This is a genomic window from Hyphomonas sp. NPDC076881, assembly GCF_050269995.1.
GTDB lineage: Bacteria > Pseudomonadota > Alphaproteobacteria > Caulobacterales > Hyphomonadaceae > Hyphomonas.
This window is the reverse complement of record NZ_JBNNJJ010000009.1, coordinates 153,647-167,785: the sequence shown is the minus strand read 5'-3', so window position 1 is coordinate 167,785 and position 14,139 is coordinate 153,647. Positions and strand designations below refer to the sequence as shown.

General features: G+C 62.3%; 15 protein-coding genes. 14 read left to right on the top strand and 1 reads right to left on the bottom strand.

Annotated features, from left to right (window positions below):
- Positions 1 to 297: 297 nt before the first annotated feature.
- From ACQKI2_RS11910 to ACQKI2_RS11845, 14 genes are all read left to right on the top strand, one after another.
- Complete coding sequence (locus ACQKI2_RS11910; protein ID WP_427379885.1) at positions 298 to 1,008, top strand: MotA/TolQ/ExbB proton channel family protein; 711 nt, start codon at positions 298 to 300, stop codon at positions 1,006 to 1,008.
- A 9-nt stretch (positions 1,009 to 1,017) separates the two neighbouring features.
- A complete protein-coding gene (locus ACQKI2_RS11905) occupies positions 1,018 to 1,467 on the top strand; it encodes an ExbD/TolR family protein (protein WP_427379884.1) in 450 nt (149 codons plus the stop codon).
- A gap of 23 nt (positions 1,468 to 1,490) precedes the next feature.
- Positions 1,491 to 2,414, top strand: a complete 924-nt coding sequence (locus tag ACQKI2_RS11900; RefSeq protein ID WP_427379883.1) for a hypothetical protein — start codon at positions 1,491 to 1,493, stop codon at positions 2,412 to 2,414.
- Between the two features lie 40 nt (positions 2,415 to 2,454).
- A complete protein-coding gene (tolB, locus tag ACQKI2_RS11895; protein WP_035598048.1) occupies positions 2,455 to 3,810 on the top strand; it encodes a Tol-Pal system beta propeller repeat protein TolB in 1,356 nt (451 codons plus the stop codon).
- A 220-nt stretch (positions 3,811 to 4,030) separates the two neighbouring features.
- Entirely contained in the window at positions 4,031 to 4,576 is a 546-nt protein-coding gene (gene pal / locus ACQKI2_RS11890; RefSeq protein ID WP_427379882.1) for a peptidoglycan-associated lipoprotein Pal, read from the top strand.
- Between the two features lie 111 nt (positions 4,577 to 4,687).
- Positions 4,688 to 5,641, top strand: coding sequence for a tol-pal system protein YbgF (ybgF, locus tag ACQKI2_RS11885; RefSeq protein WP_427379881.1), 954 nt, complete (start codon positions 4,688 to 4,690; stop codon positions 5,639 to 5,641).
- On the top strand, positions 5,629 to 6,729 hold the full coding sequence (gene tilS, locus ACQKI2_RS11880) for a tRNA lysidine(34) synthetase TilS (RefSeq protein ID WP_427379880.1): 1,101 nt from the start codon (positions 5,629 to 5,631) through the stop codon (positions 6,727 to 6,729). The genes ybgF and tilS overlap by 13 nt, the downstream gene beginning before the upstream one ends.
- Before the next feature lie 47 nt (positions 6,730 to 6,776).
- Positions 6,777 to 8,696 (top strand): ATP-dependent zinc metalloprotease FtsH, encoded by a 1,920-nt coding sequence (ftsH, locus tag ACQKI2_RS11875; protein WP_427379879.1) that lies wholly within the window; start codon positions 6,777 to 6,779, stop codon positions 8,694 to 8,696.
- Positions 8,697 to 8,853: 157 nt separating this feature from the next.
- Positions 8,854 to 9,471, top strand: a complete 618-nt coding sequence (locus ACQKI2_RS11870) for a hypothetical protein (protein ID WP_427379878.1) — start codon at positions 8,854 to 8,856, stop codon at positions 9,469 to 9,471.
- A 10-nt stretch (positions 9,472 to 9,481) separates the two neighbouring features.
- Entirely contained in the window at positions 9,482 to 10,135 is a 654-nt protein-coding gene (locus tag ACQKI2_RS11865) for a YajG family lipoprotein (RefSeq protein WP_427379877.1), read from the top strand.
- A gap of 126 nt (positions 10,136 to 10,261) precedes the next feature.
- Positions 10,262 to 11,065: a hypothetical protein gene (locus ACQKI2_RS11860; protein ID WP_427379876.1), complete on the top strand. Its 804-nt coding sequence runs from the start codon at positions 10,262 to 10,264 to the stop codon at positions 11,063 to 11,065.
- Positions 11,066 to 11,108: 43 nt separating this feature from the next.
- Positions 11,109 to 11,714, top strand: coding sequence for a hypothetical protein (locus ACQKI2_RS11855; RefSeq protein WP_427379875.1), 606 nt, complete (start codon positions 11,109 to 11,111; stop codon positions 11,712 to 11,714).
- Positions 11,715 to 11,895: 181 nt separating this feature from the next.
- Complete coding sequence (locus tag ACQKI2_RS11850) at positions 11,896 to 12,078, top strand: hypothetical protein (protein WP_427379874.1); 183 nt, start codon at positions 11,896 to 11,898, stop codon at positions 12,076 to 12,078.
- A gap of 89 nt (positions 12,079 to 12,167) precedes the next feature.
- Positions 12,168 to 12,926: a YebC/PmpR family DNA-binding transcriptional regulator gene (locus ACQKI2_RS11845; RefSeq protein WP_427379873.1), complete on the top strand. Its 759-nt coding sequence runs from the start codon at positions 12,168 to 12,170 to the stop codon at positions 12,924 to 12,926.
- Here ACQKI2_RS11845 and ACQKI2_RS11840 read toward each other — a convergent pair whose 3' ends face one another.
- The gene (locus ACQKI2_RS11840) at positions 12,927 to 14,102 is read right to left on the bottom strand and encodes a CaiB/BaiF CoA transferase family protein (RefSeq protein ID WP_427379872.1); all 1,176 of its coding nucleotides are present in this window, start codon (positions 14,100 to 14,102) and stop codon (positions 12,927 to 12,929) included.
- Positions 14,103 to 14,139 lie beyond the last annotated feature (37 nt).

Genomic DNA, 14,139 nt, shown 5'->3' with positions numbered 1-14,139 from the left:
GAAGGGGAAGCGGGGCGCCGGAAGGTGTCCCGCTTTTCCGCCTCTGGAGGGGCCCGCGCGGCCGGTTTTGGCCCGCCGGAAGATTAAGAATCTGCCATAATGGCTTAACCATCATGCACTAAGGCTCATATCGACTGAGCAAAGCCTGCAACACGCCGTGTTTCTGCCGGATTTGCACTAGATTACAGAGCGGAAATAACCAGTGCCTGCAGTTGAACCCACCCACGTTTCTGCTACCGCAGAAGCGGTTCGGGGCAGGGTGATTTGCCCCAGCTGGCCAAGGAGATGACAAGACCCATGGAAACGGAAGCAATCGGCACGGTTGCCAGCCATTCGGATTTTTCCCTGATCAGCCTGCTGATGGCTGCTGATCCGGTCGTGAAGCTGGTGCTGCTCGCGCTATTCCTTGCGTCGATATGGTCGTGGATCGTGATCGGCGAGAAATTCTTCAAACTGGGGGGGCTCAAGAAGTCCTCACGGGATTTTGAAGATGCTTTCTGGAGTGGCCGGGCCGGTGAGATCGACATGCGCCCCGGTCAGGGCGGCAAGGATCCTGCCAGCCGGGTGTTCATTTCGGCGGCCCGTGAATGGTCGGATGCGGGCAAGGGCCCGGCCCCGGCGGAAGCTTCCGCCATCGTCAGCCGGGCCGAACGCTCGATGCGCGCCGCGGTAGACCGTGAGCTCGGCCGGGCAGGCAGCGGGCTCTCGGTGCTGGCCACCATCGGTTCGGCGTCGCCCTTCATCGGCCTTTTCGGCACGGTCTGGGGCATCATGAACGCCTTCCTCAACATCGCCGAACAGCAGGACACCAGCCTCGGCACCGTTGCCGGCCCGATTGCCGAAGCGCTCTTCGCCACCGGCCTCGGCCTGATCGCCGCTATTCCGGCGGTCATCTTCTACAACAAGTTCACAAGCGACCTGACCAAGCTCGGCGACCAACTCGACACCTTTTCCCAGGACGTCCTCGTGCGCCTTTCCCGGCGCGCGTCGGACACGGCGCGGGACTGAGGAGCACCCATGGGCCTGATCCTTGGTTCTGGTGGCAAAGGCGGGCGGCGCGGACGCCGCTCGCTGAATGCCGAGATCAACGTGACCCCGTTCGTGGACGTCATGCTGGTGCTGCTCATCGTGTTCATGGTGACGGCGCCCATGCTGGTGCGCGGCGAACAGCTGAACCTTCCGCGAACAACCTCCGCCCCGCTCAAATCCGATCCCAATGATGCGCCGCTGACCGTGTGGGTGAAGGCCGATGGCACGGTCCTGATCCAGCAGACGGAAATGGAGATCGAGGGCCTCGGCGCCCAGCTGCAGGCCATCGTGGGGGAGGGTTACGACAAGGATGTGTTCCTCTATGCCGATGAAAGCGTGCCCTATGGCATCGTCATGGAAGTGACTGCCGAAGTGCGCGGCGCCGGCTTCACCCGCATGTCCTTTGTGACCGAACAGAAGACCAACACCCCCCGCTGACCCCTGAGGAGCCAGCTCAAGAAATGCTTCGTGGCCTGACAGTTTCCGCTCTTGTGCATGCCAGCGTGCTGGCCATGGCGGTCATGTCATGGCCGCACAAGAAGGATGAGTGCCAGGAGCAGATCGACCGTATCCGGCGCGAGCAGCCCGGCATCAGCTCGGTCGAGATCCTGATGCAGCTGCCCCAGTGTGCGTCCTCGGCCGACCTGCCGATCGACTTCCTCGAGATCGGCCGCATTTCCGATGTGGCCGAACTGCGCAAAGCCGATACGCCCCAGCCCGAGCCCCAGCCGGAGGCGGCGCCTGAGCCGGTGGAAGAACAGCCGCCCCCGCCTGAGCCCGAGCCCGCCCCGGAGCCTGAGCCCGAGGTCGAAGTTCCTGACCCGCGCCAGCCCGAGCCTGAGCCGCCGAAAAAGCCCGAGCCCAAGCCCGAGCCGAAAAAAGAAGAACCCAAGCCGAAGCCCAAGCCGGTGGAAAAGCCTCCGGCCAAGCCGAAGGATGATCTCTCCTTCCTGGACGATTTCGAAAGCGCGCTGCAATCCAAGCGCACCTCCGAGCAGCGCCCTGACGCGCAGCAGGCCGATCGTCCCGTGCTGGCCAATTCCGACCGTGACCAGGCCGGGGCAGGGGCGCGCACTGGCGCGACCGCCTCGCTGCAGGCTGCGCTGCGCCGCCAGATCATGGAATGCTGGGCCACGGTCGATGACCTGCCGCCCGAGCATCAGATTGATGTTACTGTGAACATGAAGCTCGCCCGGGACGGGTCTGTGATGAGCACCAGCCTGCTCACTCCCCGCTCGCGCCCGGTTGGCCGGTCGGGCATCGCGGTTGACCGCGCGCTGCTGGCAGTCCGTAAATGCGGTGAAATCGGCAATTATCGCCTGCCGGCGGAAGATTATGAGCTTTGGAAAGATATCGACGTGACCCTTGGCCCGAAACAGGGTTGAGAAAGCTGCGTCGCAAGAATTCGATGAGGAGTCCGAACTGATGCTGAAAAGACTGATGCCGCTCCTGGCAGTCATCATGTTGGCCCTTGGGCTGGCTGCGCCTGCCAGTGCCCAGCTGCAGGTCCGCGTGGATGAAGGGAACTTCAAGCCGACGCCAATCGCCATCCCCGATTTCCAGGTGTCTGGGACCAATACCCAGCTTGCCCGGCAGATTGCCGATGTGGTGCGTGCTGACCTCGCCTCCACCGGCCTGTTCGACATGCAGAACCCGGCCTCCTTCATCCAGCGTGATCTGTCGATCAATGCCGAGCCGCGCTTTGCAGACTGGAAGATCATCCGCACGGACGCGCTCGTTGTCGGCGCCTTCGAGGAGCTGCCCGATGGCAAGCTCGCCGTCTCCTTCCGCCTGTGGGATGTGTATGGCGGGGAACTGATGCGGATCAATGGAGAGCCGGGCCGCCGCCTCACCACCACGCCGGAAAACTGGCGCCGCATTGCCCACAAGATTGCCGACTCGATCTACACCCGCCTGACCGGCGAAGACCCGTATTTCGACACCCGTATCGTCTACATTGCCGAAACCGGCCCCAAGACCGAACGTGTGAAACGCCTCGCGATCATGGACAGCGACGGCGCCAACCAGCAGTATCTCACCTCCGGCCGCTCGACCGTGCTGACGCCCCGCTTCAGCCCCTCGGCCCAGGAAATCACCTATATGTCGTATGAAGGGGGCCGCCCGCGCGTCTATCTCTTCAATATCGAGACGGGCCGCCAGGAACTGCTGGGCAATTTCCCTGGCATGACCTTTGCGCCGCGTTTTGCCACCGATGGCCAGAGCGTGCTGCTCTCCCAAGCCCAGCGCGGCAATACCGACATCTACATCATGAACCTGCGCACGCGCGAAAGCCGCCGCCTGACCGACCATCCGGCCATCGATACGTCACCCTCGATGTCCCCCGATGGCCAGTCGATCGTGTTCAACTCCGACCGGGGGGGCACGCCGCAGCTCTATATCATGAACACCGATGGCAGCCCGCGCGCCTGTCCTTCCGGGGGGCGCGATACCGCCTGCCGCATCACCTTCGGGCGGGGCCGCTATTCCACGCCCGTCTGGTCTCCGCGCGGTGACCTGATTGCCTTTACCAAGCAGGAAGGCGGCAAATTCTATATCGGCGTCATCGGGATTGATGGTAAAGGCGAGCGCCTTCTGTCGGAATCCTATCTGGATGAAGGTCCGGACTGGTCGCCGAATGGCCGCGTCATCGTCTTCTTCCGCGAAAACCGCCCGGGGGCTGGTCCCCAGCTCTGGTCGGTGGATCTTTCGGGCAGGAACGAGCGCCGCGTGATGACCCAAACCGACGCTTCAGACCCTGCCTGGTCGCCAGTTCTGCAGTAGAGTCTGCCCCATCCTGGGGCACGAGCCCCGGGAATGTGGCCAAATGAGGCCATTTTGTGGCAAAAACAGCACAAGTAGCCGAAAATTCCACGGAATACCGATTGTCGCGATAAAATAGTCAGAATAAGGAAATAAAGGCCCGATAAGACGGCCGCCGACACACAGAAGCCGCGAAGCGGTCCGTAAAGTGCCAACTGAAGTAAACTTGGAGCCCCGACACATGCATATTCTACTGAAAGCCTCTGCCGCCGCCGCTCTGCTGGCCGCGACGGCTGCTTGCGCTTCCCGTCCCCCGCCGGCCGATGACACGCCGGTCACCCCTCCGCTGGTCCAGGAGACCGTGACGGAAACTGAAACCGTGCGCACCCAGCCGGTTCAGCAATCGACGATCACCCCGGGCTCGCTGGAAGACTTCCGCGTGAACGTTGGCGAGCGCGTCTATTTCGATCTCGACCAGTACCGCCTTGACTCCGACGATCAGGAAATCCTGAAGCGTCAGGCTGCCTGGCTGAACGCCTATCCGAACGTTCGCGTTCTCGTCGCCGGCAACGCTGACGAGCGCGGCACGCGCGAATACAACCTCGCCCTTGGCGAGCGCCGCGCTTCGGCAGCGAAAGACTACCTCGTCAGCCTCGGCGTCAGCGCTTCGCGCATCGACACCGTCTCCTACGGCAAAGAGCGTCCGATCGCTGGCGGCTCGAACGAAGAGTCCTGGGCTATGAACCGGAACGCCTGGACCCAGATCGTTTCTGGCGCAACCAGCTAAGCTGACTGCGTTTACGTGATGAAAAGGACAGCCGGGTGCCATAATTTGGCCCCGGCTGTTTCTTTTATTCCACCGGGCTGAAGTCTGCCCCCGCACCCCGGAGTACCCGTCATGCTGAAAGCCTCCCTTACTGGTCTTGCTGCCCTTGGACTTCTCGCAACGCCTGCCTTCGCGCAGACGCGCGGCGCCCCGATTGTGAAGGGCGTTACCACCGGCGACCTCTCCCAGCAGGTCGATCAGACCCGTCAGCAGACGGCAGATCTGATGCTCGAAATCAATCGCAATGCCGAACGGATCAACCAGCTCAATGGCCGGATTGAAACGCTCGAATACGAACTCTCCCGCACGCGCGATGGCGCCCAGCAGCAGATGCTGGATAATGAAACGCTCGCGCAGGAAAACGCAGAGCTTCGCCAGCAGCTCCAGGCTCAGGCGCGCGCCATCACCGCGCTGCAGATGGTTGTGGGCATCGAGGCCACCGAAATGCTCGATACCGGCTCGGGCCCGGCGGCCGCCGGGCCGCTGCCGTCGGCCTCGGCGCAGCTTCCCGTGGGCCCGTCGCCCAACACGCAGCCTGGTTCCAGTGGCGGCCCCTCCGTGCTGACCCCGGCGCGCAACGCGCAAGGCGGCCTGCCGGAAGGCTCGCTCGGCACGATCTCGGCCAGCCAGCTTCCGGGTGAGGCCGGCCCGCTTTTTGCCGTCGCCCGCCAGCGCCTGCTGGCGCTTGACTATGCCGGCGCGCAAGAGGCGTTCCAGGAATTCGTCACCAAGTTCGGCAACGATCCGCAGGCAGGCGAAGCCTATTTCTGGCTTGGCGAAACGCTGCATCAGCAGAATGCCTATGCCGAAAGCGGACAGGCCTATACCACGATGATCCGATCCTTCCCGGATGATCAGCGCGCGCCGGATGCGCTGGCCCGCCTCGCCCGTTCGATGCGTCTCATCGGGGATACGGAGAAGGCCTGTCAGGCCCTCGACACCTTGCCCAAGCGCTATCCCAACGCCTCCAAGGTCGTGCGCGATCTGGCCGCCGTTGAGCGCACCCGTTCCGGATGCAAGAGCTAGGGCCACAACCGGCGTTTGAGGCAGCGCTCGCCGCGCTGCCTGCTTGCCTGCTGGACGCGCCCATCGGGGTTGCCGTTTCCGGCGGCGGGGATTCCCTGGCGCTTCTGATCCTCGCCCAGCGCTGGGCGGCCGGGCAGGGGCGAACGCTTTTTGTCCTCACCGTCGATCATGGCCTGCGCCTGGAAGCCCGCGCCGAGGCCGAAGCGGTTGCCGCGCTGTGCCGGCAGTTGGGACTTGCCCATGAAACACTGCGCCTTGAGGGCGCTGCCCCGCGCCAGGCGTCGCTGCGCCGGGGCCGCCACGCCGCCCTCGCGCGTGCTGCCCGGCAGAGGGGCAGCCGTCTCCTGCTGACAGGCCATACCGCAGACGACCAGGCGGAGACTTTCCTGATGCGCGCCCGGCAGGGCTCGGGCTGGTATGGGCTGGCCGGGATGCGCCCGCTCTCGCTCTCGCCGGTCTGGCCGGAGGGGCAGGGGGTGTTCATCGCCCGGCCTCTGCTTGGCGCCCGCCGGCAGGAACTTCGCGTGTTCCTCCGGGCCGAAGGCGTCCGCTGGGTGGACGACCCGTCCAACGAGAATCCGGCTTTCGAGCGGGTGCGCATGCGCCGGCTGCTCTGTCCGAAAATGTCCGGATTTGTCCAGATCCTGTCCGTGATTGACCGGTTTCAGACATTAAGAATGATTGAGGATGCCGCTCTCTGGCGCTGGATGACTGCAAATGTCAGCGTTTCGGAGGGGGGGATCGAGGTGGCTTCCCTCACCCTGTTGCCACCCGAAAGGGCCGCCCGCGCCTTGGGTCTGCTGATCCAGATTGCGGCCGGCAGAGAGGCCCCGCCCCGCGGTGAAAGCCTCGCGCGCCTTGTGGAGCGCATTGTTTCAGAACAAGATTTTCGCGGCGCCACTCTGGGCGGCTGCCAGATCCGCCCCCGCTGGGGCCGCCTGCAGCTTGTCTCCGAAGCCGGCCAGCCCATCCCCGGCATCGCGGCCCGCCTCGCAGCGCATCAGGCCATCCTTTCCGGCAACACGCATGAAATTGCCGCAGCAGCAGGAAAGGAGTCGTTTTTAGAGGATTTGGTGCCTATCTTCTAAACTCAATCCCGTATGGTTGATCGAATAGTCTCTGACGGAACCTTGCTATGAACGTCCGTAATTTGGCGATCTGGGGCGCGCTCGCCCTGCTCGTAATCGGTATGGCTGTGATGATGGGCGGCAACCCCGAGGTTGCCCGTGCCCAGCCCACAAAGCTATCCGAGATCTATCAGCTCGCAGAACAGGGCAAGATTGCCGATGCGACGCTGGGGGATACCACCATCATCGCCAAGACGACGGATGGGCGGACGCTGAAAAGCGAGCTGCGCGCCCTCGACATGAAAACCGAGGACATTCTCACTCAAAACAATGTTCCCTTCTCGGTGAAGCCCGATACCGGCCGCAACAATGTGGCTTCGGTGCTCCTGTCGCTTCTGCCGATCCTGCTGATCGTCGGCTTTGTGTTCTTCATGATGCGCCAGATGCAGGGCGGGGGCACCCGCGGCGCGATGAGCTTCGGCAAATCCCGCGCCCGCCTCCTCACGGAGAAGCAGGGCCGTGTCACCTTTGATGACGTTGCCGGTGTTGATGAAGCCAAGGAAGAACTGCAGGAGATCGTCGAATTCCTGCAAGACCCCTCCAAATTCCAGCGCCTGGGCGGCAAGATCCCGAAAGGCGCGCTGCTGGTCGGCCCGCCCGGCACCGGCAAGACGCTGCTCGCCCGCGCCGTTGCCGGTGAAGCCGGCGTGCCCTTCTTCACGATTTCGGGGTCTGACTTCGTTGAAATGTTTGTCGGCGTCGGCGCATCCCGCGTGCGTGACATGTTCGAGCAGGCCAAACGCTCTGCGCCCTGCATCATCTTCATTGACGAGATCGACGCGGTCGGCCGCTCGCGCGGCGCGGGCCTCGGCGGCGGCAATGACGAACGTGAGCAAACGCTCAACCAGCTGCTGGTCGAGATGGATGGCTTCGAAGCAAACGAAGGCATCATCATCATGGCGGCCACCAACCGTCCGGACGTGCTCGACCCCGCCTTGCTGCGTCCCGGCCGGTTTGACCGCCAGGTGACGGTCGGCAATCCGGACATCATCGGGCGTGAAAAAATCCTGCGCGTTCACATGCGCAATGTGCCCCTCGCCAAGGATGTGGATTCCAAGACGATTGCGCGCGGGACACCGGGCTTCTCCGGCGCGGACCTTGCCAACCTCGTCAACGAAGCGGCGCTTCTGGCGGCCCGCCGCGGTAAGCGCGTCGTGGCGATGCAGGAATTCGAGGACGCCAAGGACAAGGTTCTGATGGGACCGGAGCGCCGCTCCATGGTCATGTCGGAGAAGGAAAAGATCCTCACCGCCTGGCACGAAGCTGGCCACGCCGTGGTTGCCATGAAGGTGCCCGCCGCCGATCCGGTTCACAAGGCAACGATCATCCCGCGCGGCCGCGCGCTGGGTATGGTCATGCAGCTGCCTGAAGACGACAAGCTGTCGATGTCCAGGGTCGAGATGACCTCACGCCTAGCCATCATCATGGGCGGCCGTGTGGCCGAGGAGCTGAAATTTGGTGATGACAATGTCACCGCCGGGGCAGCTTCTGACATTCAGCAGGCCACCCGTCTTGCCCGCGCCATGGTCACCCGCTGGGGCTATTCGGACATTATTGGACCGGTCGATTATGGTTCGGATCAGGGCGATGTGTTCCTGGGCCAGCAGTTGATGCAGTCCAGCCATATTTCGGAAGAAACCTCGCGCAAGATCGAGGAAGAAGTCCGTAAGCTGATCGAAAAGGGCAAGGAAGATGCCCGCGAGATCATGACGAAATACCGCAATGAATGGGAGGCGATTGCCACCGGCCTGCTCGAATTCGAGACGCTGTCGGGCGAAGAGATTGCCAACCTGCTGAAAGGCACCCCGCCCAGCCGTCCGGATATCTCGGATGATGATGCCGGGCCCGCCTCCGCTGTGCCCGTCATCGGCAAGCGCAAAAAGCCCAAGGATGACGGTATCGGCGACGTTGAGCCCAATCCGGCCTGACGATAACCATTCCCATTCCCATTCCCATTCCCATAAGGGCGCCGCAGATGCGGCGCCCTTTTTTCATGCGCTCATAAAAGATTGCGGAGATGCAATGTTTCTATCTTGACGGGTGCCCCGCGGCGCGCTTGATGTGTGGCGGAACGGGGGGTGTCTGGTGAAATCAAGATCTTATTGCGGGCTTGCGGCCGCCGCTGTTGTTTTTTGCTTTGGCAGCGCTTGCGCAGACGAGTTGGAAACTCTTGGTCCAATCGACATAACAGCGTTGAGCGTCGCTTCAAATCCTTCGGCCGGAAACTTCATGGTGATCGATTCCAGAATGACGGAAACGAGCACTGCTGCCGTCTTTGCAGGGGTGATCGGCGCGGCCGTAAGCTCTGCAGTCAATGCAAATGAAGATGAGGACAAGGCAGATCGCTATCGCGCGGCAGCCGGTCAGTTACAGCTTGGTTCAATCCTGGAAAAGGCCATCATCGAGACGCTTGAGAAGCGGAACTTTTCCTTGTCGGATCAGGGCAGCCACCAGCTTACTGTCGAGGTAAAGGATTGGGGACTCGCCCGAATTTCCTTTCACCAGCCGCAAGCCTCGGTTTTCATGAAGGTTCATGTCGTGATGCGCGATGGCCGCAAGGTGGTTTGGGATACGCACATGAAGGAATCCGGATCGCAGGCGGCTCTGCTTGCAGACATCTCCAGCGAGGAATTCGCCGAACAAATAACGGCGCTGGCCAATAAAACAGGCAAGCGCATCGCTTTCGAGATCATCTATCGCTGAGGGAGTGCAAATGAAACGCCTACTGATTATTCTGGCAAGCGCCATGTGCCTTACGGCATGCGCCACCGGTACCACCAATCTGACGCTGGGGCTGAGCGAGGAGGCGGTGAAGCCTGGTTTGCTTTCAGAAGTTCCGGCCAGCTCGCTCTATCTTGCCGAAGTGACCGATTCCCGTCCCGCCGGGGAAGCCGACCGTATTGGAAACAAGCGGAATGGCTATGGCATGGTCATGGGGGCCGTCGGGACGACCCAGCCCGTCACAGCCCTGGTCACCGACACCTTGACCAAGACGCTTTCTGCAAACGGTCATCAGCTCGTCAGCGATACCGCAGCCAGCAATCTGAAGGTTGAGGCTGATGTCAAACGCTTCTGGTTCGACTATAAAACGGGCTTAGTCACTGTCGAGTTTTTCGGGGATGTGCAGGTAGCTCTCAAGATCATCGATCAGGCAACGGGTTCGACGCTGTTTGAGGAAACTTTCAAGGGCTATTATTCGGACAAGACCGGGGGCGGGCTCAGCAAGACCTGGACCCGTGTAATGGACGCGGCGCTCGCAGACCTTTCCCGTGAGATCAGCCTGTCCCAGGAACTCGCTGAAGTGCTCGAATCCGCTTCCGCAGCGATGCCGGCGGCAGCTGCATCCGTGGCAGAGCCCACAAGCTGAACCAGTGGACGAAGTATCACACAAACCCTCCCGGACTACCGGGAGGGTTTTTTCTTTTTGTGGGCGCATTTTTGTCTGAATTTCCGGTAATCTGCCTTCTGATAAACCGGCAAGGAGGCTTGAGGGATGCGGTTCAATCTGGTGGCTGCGGGCTTGGTCCTGCTGATTGTGACGGCCTGCGCAACACATGTGCAGACAACGTCGGGGGCGGATTATCTGGCGCGGTATGACGGCAGCTACACGCCCGCAGCGGGCGCGGCTGGTTCGGAAGTGGATGCCCAGGTTCGCCAGATTGCCGCTGTGGAGCCTGACATCAGATTTCCGGCGCGCATCGGGCTCGCCCGGATCGAGCGGGGGCATCTTGCGGCGATCCCCGAGCGGGAAGGGGAGGCGTGGGCCGCCCTCACTGACGAGCTTGACGGCCTTTATGGCGAGTTCGTACCCGTCAGCCCGCTGATCGCCGCGATGGTGGCGCCGGAGAATGACAAGCCCCGCTATTCCTACACAGCCGCCGACACGATTGCTGAAATCCGCCGGGGCGCGGCGCGCCAGCATCTCGATTATGTGCTGGCCTATGAGGTTTCCACGAATAATCGGAGCAAAGGCAGCGCGCTTTCCTTTGCCGACCTCACAGTGATTGGCATGTTTGTGCTGCCGGGACGAAGCGTTGAGGCTGAGGCTGCTGCAAGCGGTATCCTGATCGATGTGCGCAATGGCTATCCCTATGCCACGCTGACGGCATTTGCGGACAAGAAGGGCCTCTCGCGCACCATCAACTCCTGGCAGGTGCGGCAGGACATGATGAAGGACGCATCTGCCAAGGCGGTGCTGGAGCTGGCCGGCGAACTTCACGGCGCTCTCGAGCAACTTGCCGTGAAAGCCCACAGCATCGCGCCGGCCTCTGGGGGCGGCGCGCCGGGAGGCCATTGAGCCAAGACTTGCCTTTCCGGGGGTGACCGGTAGGTTGCCTTTCATGATGCTGAGACTGGCAGTTGCCCCCGCTTTCGCCCTTGTTCTGGCCGCCTGCGCAACGGCGCCTGCCGGACCGCCTGATCTTCCGTTTGCGGAAGGCCTTGCCGCCACATGTGGGAAGGCCTTCGAAGGCCGCGTGGTGAGCCATGACGCGGCAGATGACGAGTGGCGGGAGAACCGTCTCGTCGTGCATGTGCGCGACTGTGAACCCGGTGTATTCCGTCTGCCGCTCAGCGTGGGCGAAGATCGCTCCCGCACCTGGGTGCTGTCGGCCACAGGGCCGGATGGCGGCTGGGAGCTGCGCCATATCCATCGCCATGAAGACGGCAGCCTTGACGCGCTGACCAGCTATGGCGGCTATTCGATTTCTGACCCTGCCGCTGCGCGTCAGGAATTCCCGGCCGATCAGTCCACAAAGGATCTGTTCGACCGTGAGGGCATACCGGTCTCGAAGGCGAATGTATGGGCCGTGGAAGTGCGTTCGGGCCAGCAGATGTTTGCCTACGAACTGAAAAGGCCGGAACGTTTCTTCCGCGTCGAAGTGGACCTTTCCAAGCCGGTGGAAATCCCGCCGCCGCATTGGGCGCCTCCTGCGCCTCCGATGTGAGTATCGCGGGCAACCGGTGCGGACGCCGGTCAGCCCATACGTTCACCGGCCGGTGGACGGGGCCTTTCATTCTGCGACAAAGTTTGAGCCGCCCTTTCCAGCGGCCGAACCGGGCAAGGGCTGGCCCATCTGGATCCTCGAGCACCGGGGACATGAGCTCTATTTTGCGAGCCCGGAAGAGATGGCGCATGTTGCCGGTGTTCTGGGACAGAAGATTTTGCCGGACCCGCGGGTCCTGGGGGCGGAGTTCAGCGCGGTCAATTCCCACTGGCTCTCCCGTATGGATAAGGCCTGGCTGAGCTGGAAAGTGCGGCAGGAGATTGTGAAACGGCTGGGTGAGGCGTTGAAACAGGTTTTGAGGTGATCGCACCGGCGCGGCTTCCCAAGCGCGTTTTGGCGCGATAGACACCGCCCGACACAGCCAGAAACCAGACAGTATCGAGGGGTTTTCCCATGGCCGGGCACAGTAAATGGGCCAATATCCAGCACCGCAAGGGCAAGCAGGACAAGAAGCGCGCGGTGCTGTTCGCGCGCCTGTCCAAAGAGATCACCGTGGCATCGAAGATGGGCGGGCCGGACCCGGCCATGAACCCGCGCCTTCGTCTGGCGATCGCCAACGCCAAGGGTGTTTCGGTGCCCAAGGACAATATCCAGCGGGCAATCGACAAGGGCCAGAGCGGTGGCGGGGCAGACTATGCCGACATCCGCTATGAGGGCGTCGGCCCCGGCGGCGTGGGCATCATCATCGAGGCGTCCACCGACAACAAGAACCGCTCGGCCACCGATATCCGCTCGGCCTTCTCGAAGAATGGCGGCGCATTGGGCACGACCGGCTCCGTGTCGTTCAACTTCGATCAGCTGGGCGAGATTGAATATCCCGTCAGCGCGGGAACCGCTGACGAGGTGATGGAAGCGGCCATCATGGCGGGCGCGCAGGACGTGGAATCTGACGAGGAAGGCCACTGGATCTATACGGCGCGGGAAGACTTTGCGGCCGTGTCCAGCGCGCTTGCCGAAACGTTTGGCGCCAGGGTGGAGCCAACGTCTGCCAAGATCATCTGGAAGCCGAAAGTCACCACGCCGGTTTCCGGCGACGCCGCCGACCAGTTGATGAAGCTGCTCGACGTCCTTGATGAGCTGGATGACGTTCAGAACGTCTATGACAACTCCGAGCTCTCGGAAGACGAGATGGCGCGCCTGGCCGGGGGTTGATCAGCTTTCGGCGCCGAGGCCAAGGCTTTCCAGAATGCTTTCGGTATCGGCGCCCGGGCGCGGCGGCGGCAGACGCAGGCTCGCCGGCGTTTCCGAAAAGTGGACCGGATGGCGCATAGTGCGATACTTTCCCGCCTCTGGATGCTCCGCTTCTATGAAGAAGCCGGTCGAGACGAGGTGGGGGTCGCTTAGCACGCCGGCCATCGTGTTGTAGCGCATGGCGGGAATGTCCGCCTTGTCCATCAGCTCCAGCCATTCACCGGTGGTCTTGGTGGCGCTGACCTGTTCGATCAGGGCGTAGAGCGCGCCGACATTTTCGGTGCGGGCCTGATAGGTTGAGAAACGCGGATCCTGGAAGATCTCGGGCATCCCGCCGATGGCGAAGAACTTCTCCCATTGCTCATCCGAGTACGGAACAAGGCCGATGAAGCCGTCCTTCGTGGGGTAGGGGCGGCGGTTTGGGTTGATGGAGCGGGTGTAGGCGAGCTTGCCATTGCCCGGCAGGAATGTCTCTCCGTAGAGGTTTTCCACCATGTTGAAGAAAGTGAAGCTTTCCAGCATGGGCACCTGCACGAACTGGCCCTTGCCGGTGCGGGCGCGGTGAAAAAGTGCCGCCAGGGTGGCGTAGGTGGCGAAGAGGCCGGCGGTCTTGTCGGCCACCAGGGACGGGGCGTATTCCGGCCGGCCGCCAGAACGCAGCGCATTGAGATCGGCAAAGCCCGACGCGCCCTGAATGAGATCGTCATAGGCCTGGCGGCGCTCATAGGCGCCGCCTTTGCCGAAACCGGCGCAGTGGACATAAACGATGTCTTCCTTCAGCGCCTTGACCTGCTCATAGCCAAAGCCGAGCCGTTCCATGCCGGCGAGGCGGACATTGTGGAAGAATACATCGGCGGTTTTCAGCAGCTCTGTCAGGGCGGCTTTGCCCTCCGGCGTCTTGGCGTCCAGCGTCATCGCCTTCTTGTTGCGATTGAGCGCCATATAGATCGGGCCGAGATCACCGGTGGGGGAGGCGCCCGCATACCGCATGGTGTCGCCCTTTTTGGGAGGCTCAATCTTGATAACCTCCGCCCCGAGATCGGCAAGGATCAGCGTTGCAAACGGCCCGAGCACCACTGAGCTCATGTCTATGATGCGGATTCCGGAAAGCGGGCCGGGGCGGGACTTATCGGTCATTAAGGGCCTCCATATTTTTTGGCTAAGTGCCCGCAGG